A 7,720-nucleotide genomic window follows, 5' to 3' on the forward strand; every position below is an offset into this window, starting at 1 on the left:
GTGGTGTGCGGTTGCCGTCGACGTTGGTGTTCGATCATCCGACGTCGGCCGCGGTGGCGCGGTTGTTGTTGTCGGAGGTGGGTGCGGCGGGTGCGGTGGCCGCTCCGGCGCGGGTGAGGCGGAGGCGTCCGAGGGCGGACGAGCCGCTGGCGATCGTGGGTATGGCCTGCCGTTATCCGGGCGGGGTGTCCTCGCCGGAGGAGTTGTGGCGGCTGGTCGCGGAGGGCCGGGACGGGATCTCGGGCCTGCCCACCGACCGCGGCTGGGACCTCGATCACCTCTACGACCCCGACCCCGAACAGCTCGGCACCGTGTACACCCGGTCCGGCGGCTTCCTCCGTGAGGCCACCGACTTCGACGCGGGCTTCTTCGGGATCAGCCCGCGCGAGGCGCTGGCCATGGACCCGCAGCAGCGGCTGCTGCTCGAAGCGTCCTGGGAGGCCCTGGAGGACGCCGGGATCGACCCGGCGGCCCTGCGCGGCACGGACACCGGCGTCTTCTGCGGCGTCGGCCCGTCCGACTACGCGGCGACCCCGCCCGGCGCCCTGCCCGAGGTCGAGGGCTTCCGGCTGACCGGCGGCACGACGAGTGTCGTGTCCGGACGCGTCGCCTACACGCTGGGGCTGGAGGGTCCGGCGGTGTCCGTGGACACGGCCTGCTCCTCCTCGCTCGTCGCGATGCACCTGGCCTCGCAGGCCCTGCGCTCCGGTGAGTGCTCCATGGCCCTCGTCGGCGGCGTCACCGTCATGGCCGGACCCACCCTCCTGATCGAGTTCAGCCGCCAGCGGGGTCTGGCCCCCGACGGTCGCTGCAAGTCGTACGCGGCGGGTGCGGACGGCACCGGCTTCTCGGACGGCCTCGGCCTGGTGGTGCTGGAGCGGCTGTCGGACGCGCGGCGCAACGGTCACCGTGTGCTCGGTGTGGTGCGGGGCAGCGCGGTCAACCAGGACGGTGCGAGCAACGGTCTGACGGCGCCGAACGGTCCGTCGCAGGAGCGGGTGATCCGGCAGGCGCTGGAGAACGCGGGGCTGGCCCCGGCGGACGTGGACGCGGTCGAGGGGCACGGCACCGGTACGCGGCTGGGTGACCCGATCGAGGCACAGGCGCTGCTGGCGACGTACGGGCAGGAGCGGGTGAACGGCCCGCTGCGGCTGGGCTCCATCAAGTCCAACATCGGCCACACCTCCGCCGCGGCCGGTGTCGCGGGCGTGATCAAGATGGTCATGGCGATGCGGCACGACGTGCTGCCGCAGAGCCTCAACGTCGACGAGCCGTCCCCGTACATCGACTGGACCTCCGGTGAGGTCGAGCTGCTGACCGAGGCACAGCCCTGGCTGCCCTCGGGCGAGCGGCCGCGCCGCGCGGGCGTCTCCTCCTTCGGCGTCAGCGGCACCAACGCGCATCTGATCCTTGAGGAGGCCCCTGCGGAGGAGGAGTCCGCCACGGTCGACTCCGGGGACGGAACCGCCCCGGCGCCGACGGCACTGCCGGTTCCGGTGGTGGTGTCGGCGAAGAGCCAGGAGGCGCTGGCGGGTCAGGCGGAGCGGCTGCGGGCGCACCTGCTGTCCCGGCCCGACCTGAACGTGGCCGATGTGGCGTTCTCGGGTGTGGTGTCGCGGGCGCAGTTCGAGCGTCGGGCGGCGGTGGTGGCGTCGGGTCGTGATGAGCTGGTCGCCGCGCTTGAGCGGGTGGTGGACGGTTCGGTGACCGCGCGGGCGGTTGTCGGTGGGAAGACGGGTTTCCTGTTCACGGGGCAGGGTGCGCAGCGTGCGGGGATGGGTGCCGGTCTTGCGGCGGCCTATCCGGTGTTCGCGGCGGCGTTGGACGAGGTGTGCGGTGAACTGGACGCCCATCTCGGGCGTTCGCTGAGGGAGTTGTTGTTCGCGGCGGAGGGTTCGGCGGAGGCTGCTCTGCTGGATCGGACTGAGTTCACTCAGGCCGCGTTGTTCGCGGTCGAGGTGGCGTTGTTCCGTCTGCTGGAGTCGCTGGGTGTGACGCCGGATGTGGTGGTGGGTCACTCGGTGGGTGAGCTGGCGTGTGCTCATGTGGCGGGTGTGCTGTCGCTGGCGGATGCGGCGAGGCTGGTGGCGGCTCGTGGCCGGTTGATGGGTGCGCTGCCGGAGGGTGGCGGCATGGTGGCCGTCCGGGTGACCGAGGCCGAGGTTCTCGCCTCCCTGGAGGGCTTCGAGGGCCGTCTGTCCGTCGCGGCGGTCAACGGCCCCCGGGCTGTTGTGGTTTCGGGTGAGCTGGCGGCGTTGGACGAGTGGCTGCCGGTGTGGGCGGACCGCAAGACGACGCGTCTGCGGGTGAGTCATGCGTTCCATTCGCCGTTGATGGAGCCGATGCTCGACGAGTTCCGGGCCGTGGCCGAGGGGCTGGCCTTCCAGGAGCCCCGGATCGCGGTGGTGTCCAACCTGACCGGCGGCCTGGTCTCCGACGAGCTGACCGATCCCTCCTACTGGGTCAACCATGTACGGGAAGCGGTCCGTTTTGCCGACGGCATCACCACCCTCGCCGCCGAAGGCGTGACCCGCTTCGTCGAGGTCGGCCCCGACGCCGTGCTGACGGCGATGGCCCGGCAGATCCTCGACGAGGACCAGGCGGTCTTCGTGCCCGTGCTGCGGGCGCGTACTCCGGAGGCCGAGGCCTTCGCGGCTTTCCTGGGGCAGGCGCACACGGCCGGTGTCCCGGTCGACTGGGCTGCGTTCTACGCCGGTACCGGTGTGCGGCGCGTCGACCTGCCGACCTACGCCTTCCAGCGCGAGCGCTACTGGATCGCCCCCGGGGCGGGCTCGGGTGACCCGGCGGCCGCCGGGCTGGGCCGGATCGAGCACCCGGTGCTCGGCGCGGCCGTCGCGGTCGGCGACCGGGACGAGTGGGTGTTCACCGGGCGGCTGTCCCAGGACACCGCGCCCTGGGTCAAGGACCACGTGGTGCACGGTTCCGTGGTCGTGCCCGGCACCGCGCTCGTCGAGCTGGTCGGTGCCGCCGGGCGGCAGGCCGGCAGTCCGGTCGTGGAGGAGCTGGTGCTCGAGGCGCCGCTGGTGCTCGACGCGGCCGGCGCGGTCCACGTCCAGGTCAGGCTCGGGGAGCCGGACGAGGACGGCCGACGTGAGGCCGCCCTGTACTCCCGCCCCGAGACCGCCGACGAGGACCGGGCACGGCGGGCGACCTGCCACGCCCGGGGCACGCTGACGGCGGCGGATGCCGCTGCCGCGGAGTGGCCGGAGCAGTGGCCCCCGGCCGGTGCCGAGCCGTTCGCCCTGGACGCGCTCTACGGCCGCTTCGCCGACCTGGGGCTCGACTACGGGCCGGTCTTCCAGGGTGTGCGCGCCGCCTGGCGCGACGAGGAGAGCGTGTACACCGAGGTCGCGCTGCCCGACGGGCACACCGGAGCGGGGCACGAGTTCCTGGTCCACCCGGCGCTCTTCGACGCAGCGCTGCACGGCGGGCTCGACGAACTGGCCGCCGACGGCGAGCCCGCCGCCCAGCTGCCGTTCGCCTGGTCGGGCGTACGGTTCGGGCGGAGCGGGGCCTCCCGCGTGCGGGTGCGGCTCACCCCGGCCGGGGCGTCCGCGCTGCGGATCGACCTCGTGACCGAGGACGGCGCCCCGGTGGCGGGCGTGGCCAAGCTGGCCTTCCGGCCCGTGGACGCCGCGCAGCTCCAGGGGGCGAAGGAGAACGCCAACCCGCTGTACCGGGTCGACTGGACCCCGGTGGGTCTCGCGTCCGGGGCCGACGACGCGGGTGTGCCGGCGGCCGTGGCGGTCCTGGGGGACTGTCCGGTGCCGGGTGAGCGTTTCGCGGATCTGGCGGCGCTGGAGCGGGCGGTGGCGGAGGGTGCGACCGCGCCCGGGACCGTGGCCGTGGCCATCGGGACCCCGGACCGTTCCGCCGACTCCGTACGGGCGGCCCGTGCGGTGACGGCGGAGACGCTGGAGCTGTTGCAGCGCTGGCTGGCGAGTGGGTCGTTGTCGGGTTCGCGGCTGGTGGTGGTGACGCGGAACGGTGTTGCCGTCGGTGACGAGGCCCCGGATCTGGTGCAGGCTCCGGTGTGGGGTCTGGTGCGTACCGCGCAGTCGGAGAATCCGGGTCGGTTCACTCTGGTCGATCTCGGCACGGAGCGGGCCGTGGATGCCGCTGTGCGCTCGGAGCCCGGCTCGGGCGCCGATGGGGTGGCGGGTGCGGTCGGTCCGGACTGGGCGGGGCTGCTGGTCTCGGACGAGCCGCAGTTCGCGGTGCGTTCGGGTGAGGTGCTGGTGCCGAGGCTGGCGCGGGCGGAGGAGTTGCCGGAGGGCCGGGCCTGGCGGCTCGGCATCCGCGAGAAGGGCTCCCTGGACGGTCTCGCCCTGCTGCCCTCCGACGCCGAGCGTCCGCTCGGCCCGGAGGAGGTCCGGGTGGGTATCCGGGCCGCGGGGCTGAACTTCCGTGACGTGCTGATCGCGTTGGGGACGTATCCGGGCGAGGCGCCGCTGGGCAGCGAGGCCGCCGGTGTGGTGCTGGAGGTCGGTTCCGAGGTGACCGGGCTGGTGCCCGGGGACCGTGTGATGGGTCTGCTGATGGACCCGTTCGGCCCGGTCGGCATCACCGACCACCGTGTGGTGGCCCCGATCCCCGACGGCTGGTCGTACACCGAGGCGGCGGCCATGCCGCTGGTGTTCCTCACCGCGTACTACGCGCTGACCGATCTGGCCGGCGTGCGGGCGGGGGAGCGGCTGCTGGTGCACGCCGCGGCCGGCGGTGTCGGTACCGCCGCCGTCCAACTGGCCCAGCACTGGGGCCTGGAGGTGTACGCCACCGCGAGCGCGGCCAAGCAGGACACGCTCCGGGCACGCGGCATCCCCGACGGGCGCATCGCCTCCTCCCGCGACCTCGCCTTCGGCGGGGAGTTCCTGCGGGCCACCGGCGGTGAGGGTGTGGACGTCGTCCTGAACGCGCTTGCGGGCGAGTTCATCGACACCTCGCTGGACCTGCTGCCGCGCGGCGGCCGGTTCCTGGAGATGGGCAAGGCCGACATCCGCGACGCGGAGACCGTCGCCGGGGCCCACCCCGGGGTCAGTTACACGGCGTTCGACCTGCTGGAGGCGGGTCCCGAGCGGATCGGGCAGATGCTCAGGGACCTCGTCTCGCTCTTCGAGCAGGGTGCCCTCCGGCACGCGCCGATCCGTACCTGGGACGTGCGCCGGGGTGTGGACGCGTTCCGGTTCCTGCGGGAGGGCCGCAACGTCGGCAAGGTCGTCCTCACCGTTCCGGCACCGCTCGACCCCGAGGGCACGGTGCTGATCACCGGTGGCACGGGTGGTCTGGGTGCCGCGTTCGCGGAGCATTTCGTGCGGGAGTACGGTGCCCGGAACCTGCTGCTGCTCAGCCGTCGTGGTGCCGCCGGTGACGGTGTGGCCGCGTTGGTGGCGGGGCTGGAGGAACTGGGTGCGCGGGTGCGGGTGGAGGCGTGCGACGTCGCCGACCGTGCGCAGCTCGCCGCCGTGATCGCCTCGGTGGAGACTCCGTTGACGGCGGTCGTGCACGCGGCCGGTGTGCTGGACGACGGTGTCATCGAGTCGTTGACCCCGGAGCAGCTGGAGCGGGTGATGCGGCCCAAGCTGGACGCGGCGGCCCATCTGCACGAGCTGACCGCCGACAGCGAACTCTCCGCCTTCGTCCTCTTCTCCTCCGTCTCCGCCCTCATCGGCGGTCCCGGCCAGGGCAACTACGCGGCGGCGAACTCCTTCCTGGACGCCCTCGCCGCGTCCCGCCGGGCGGCCGGGCTTCCGGCGACGTCGCTGGCGTGGGGCCTGTGGGCGACGGCGGGCGGCATGGCCGGTGAACTCGGCGAGGCCGAGATCGCCCGCCTGGAGCGCATGGGCACCAGGGCTCTCCCGACCGCACTCGGCCTGGACCTGTTCGACCGGGCGCGGCGGTCGGAGGAGGCCCTGCTGGCGCCGGTCCTCCTCGACCTCGGCGTACTGCGGACGCAGGCGCGGACCGGGATGCTCCCGGCGCTGTTCCGCGGCCTGGTCCGTGCCCGGAGCCGGGGAACCGACCCCGCCGGCGCGGGCTCCCTGGCACAGCGGCTCGCGGGCGTGTCCGGGAGCGAGCGGGAGCAGGTGGTCCTGGACGTCGTCCTGACCCAGGTCGCCGCCGTCCTCGGCCACGCCTCCGGCTCCGCCGTCGACCCCGAGCGCGCCTTCCGCGAGCTGGGCATCGACTCGCTCGGCGCCGTCGAACTCCGCAACCGGCTCACCCAGGCCACCGGCCTGCGGCTGCCGACCACCCTGGTCTTCGACCACCCGAACCCCGTCGCCATCGCCCGCCTCCTGCTCAACGAGGTGGGCGCGGCGGAGCCCTCGGCCGCCCCGGCGCGGACCCAGCGGAAGCGCCCGAGGACCGACGAGCCGCTGGCGATCGTGGGCATGGCCTGCCGCTACCCGGGCGGGGTCACCTCGCCGGAGGAGCTGTGGCGGCTGGTCGCGGAGGGCCGGGACGCCATCTCGGGCCTGCCGACCGACCGGGGCTGGGACCTGGAACGGCTCTACGACCCCGACCCGGAGCAGCCGGGGACGCTCACCACGCGCGGTGGCGGATTCCTCGACCACGCCGCCGACTTCGACGCGGGCTTCTTCGGCGTCAGCCCGCGTGAGGCGCTGGCCATGGACCCGCAGCAGCGGCTGCTGCTCGAAGCGTCCTGGGAGGCCCTGGAGAACGCGGGCATCGACCCAGCCGCCCTGCGCGGCACCGACACCGGCGTCTTCTGCGGTGTCGTCTCCACCGACTACGCCGTGTCCACCCCGCCGGAGCTGGAGGGCTTCCGGCTGACCGGCACCACCACCAGCGTGGTCTCCGGACGCGTCGCCTACAACCTCGGGCTGGAGGGTCCGGCGGTGTCCGTGGACACGGCCTGCTCCTCCTCCCTGGTGGCGATGCACCTGGCCTCGCAGGCCCTGCGCTCCGGCGAGTGCTCCATGGCCCTCGTCGGCGGCGTCACGGTGATGTCCGGTCCGTTCCTGTTGCAGGAGTTCAGCCGTCAGCGGGGTCTTGCTCCGGACGGTCGCTGCAAGTCGTACGCGGCGGGTGCGGACGGTACCGGTTTCTCGGACGGTCTGGGGCTGCTCGTGGTCGAGCGGCTGTCGGACGCGCGCCGCAACGGTCACCGTGTGCTCGGTGTGATCCGGGGCAGCGCCGTCAACCAGGACGGTGCGAGCAACGGTCTGACCGCCCCCAACGGTCCGTCGCAGGAGCGGGTGATCCGGCAGGCGCTGGAGAACGCGGGCCTGACCCCGGCGGACGTGGACGCGGTCGAGGGCCATGGCACGGGCACGCGTCTGGGCGACCCGATCGAGGCCCAGGCCGTCCTCGCCACCTACGGCCAGGAGCGGACGCACGGCCCGCTGCGGCTGGGCTCGATCAAGTCGAACATCGGTCACACGTCGGCCGCGGCGGGTGTCGCGGGTGTGATCAAGATGGTCATGGCGATGCGGAACGGTGTGCTGCCGCGCACGCTCAACGTGGACGAGCCGTCCCCGTACATCGACTGGACCTCGGGCGAGGTCGAGTTGCTGACGGAGGCGGCGCAGTGGCCGGCCTCCGGTGAGCGGCCGCGCCGCGCGGGCGTCTCCTCGTTCGGCATCAGCGGTACGAACGCGCATGTGATCCTGGAGGCCGCGCCGGAGGAGCCGGTGGTCGCCGGGGTGGTGTCGGTGGTGGTGCCGCCGGTGGTGCCGGT

General features: G+C 73.5%; 1 protein-coding gene. It reads left to right on the plus strand.

What is annotated here, in order from left to right; translation table 11 throughout:
* Window positions 1-185 precede the first annotated feature (185 nt).
* Window positions 186-7,720, plus strand: a 7,535-nt coding sequence (locus tag ACZ7LB_RS31800) for an SDR family NAD(P)-dependent oxidoreductase (RefSeq protein WP_471473149.1), incomplete at its 3' end; no start/stop codon positions are given.

It is taken from the genome of Streptomyces sp. NPDC107521 (assembly GCF_055598485.1).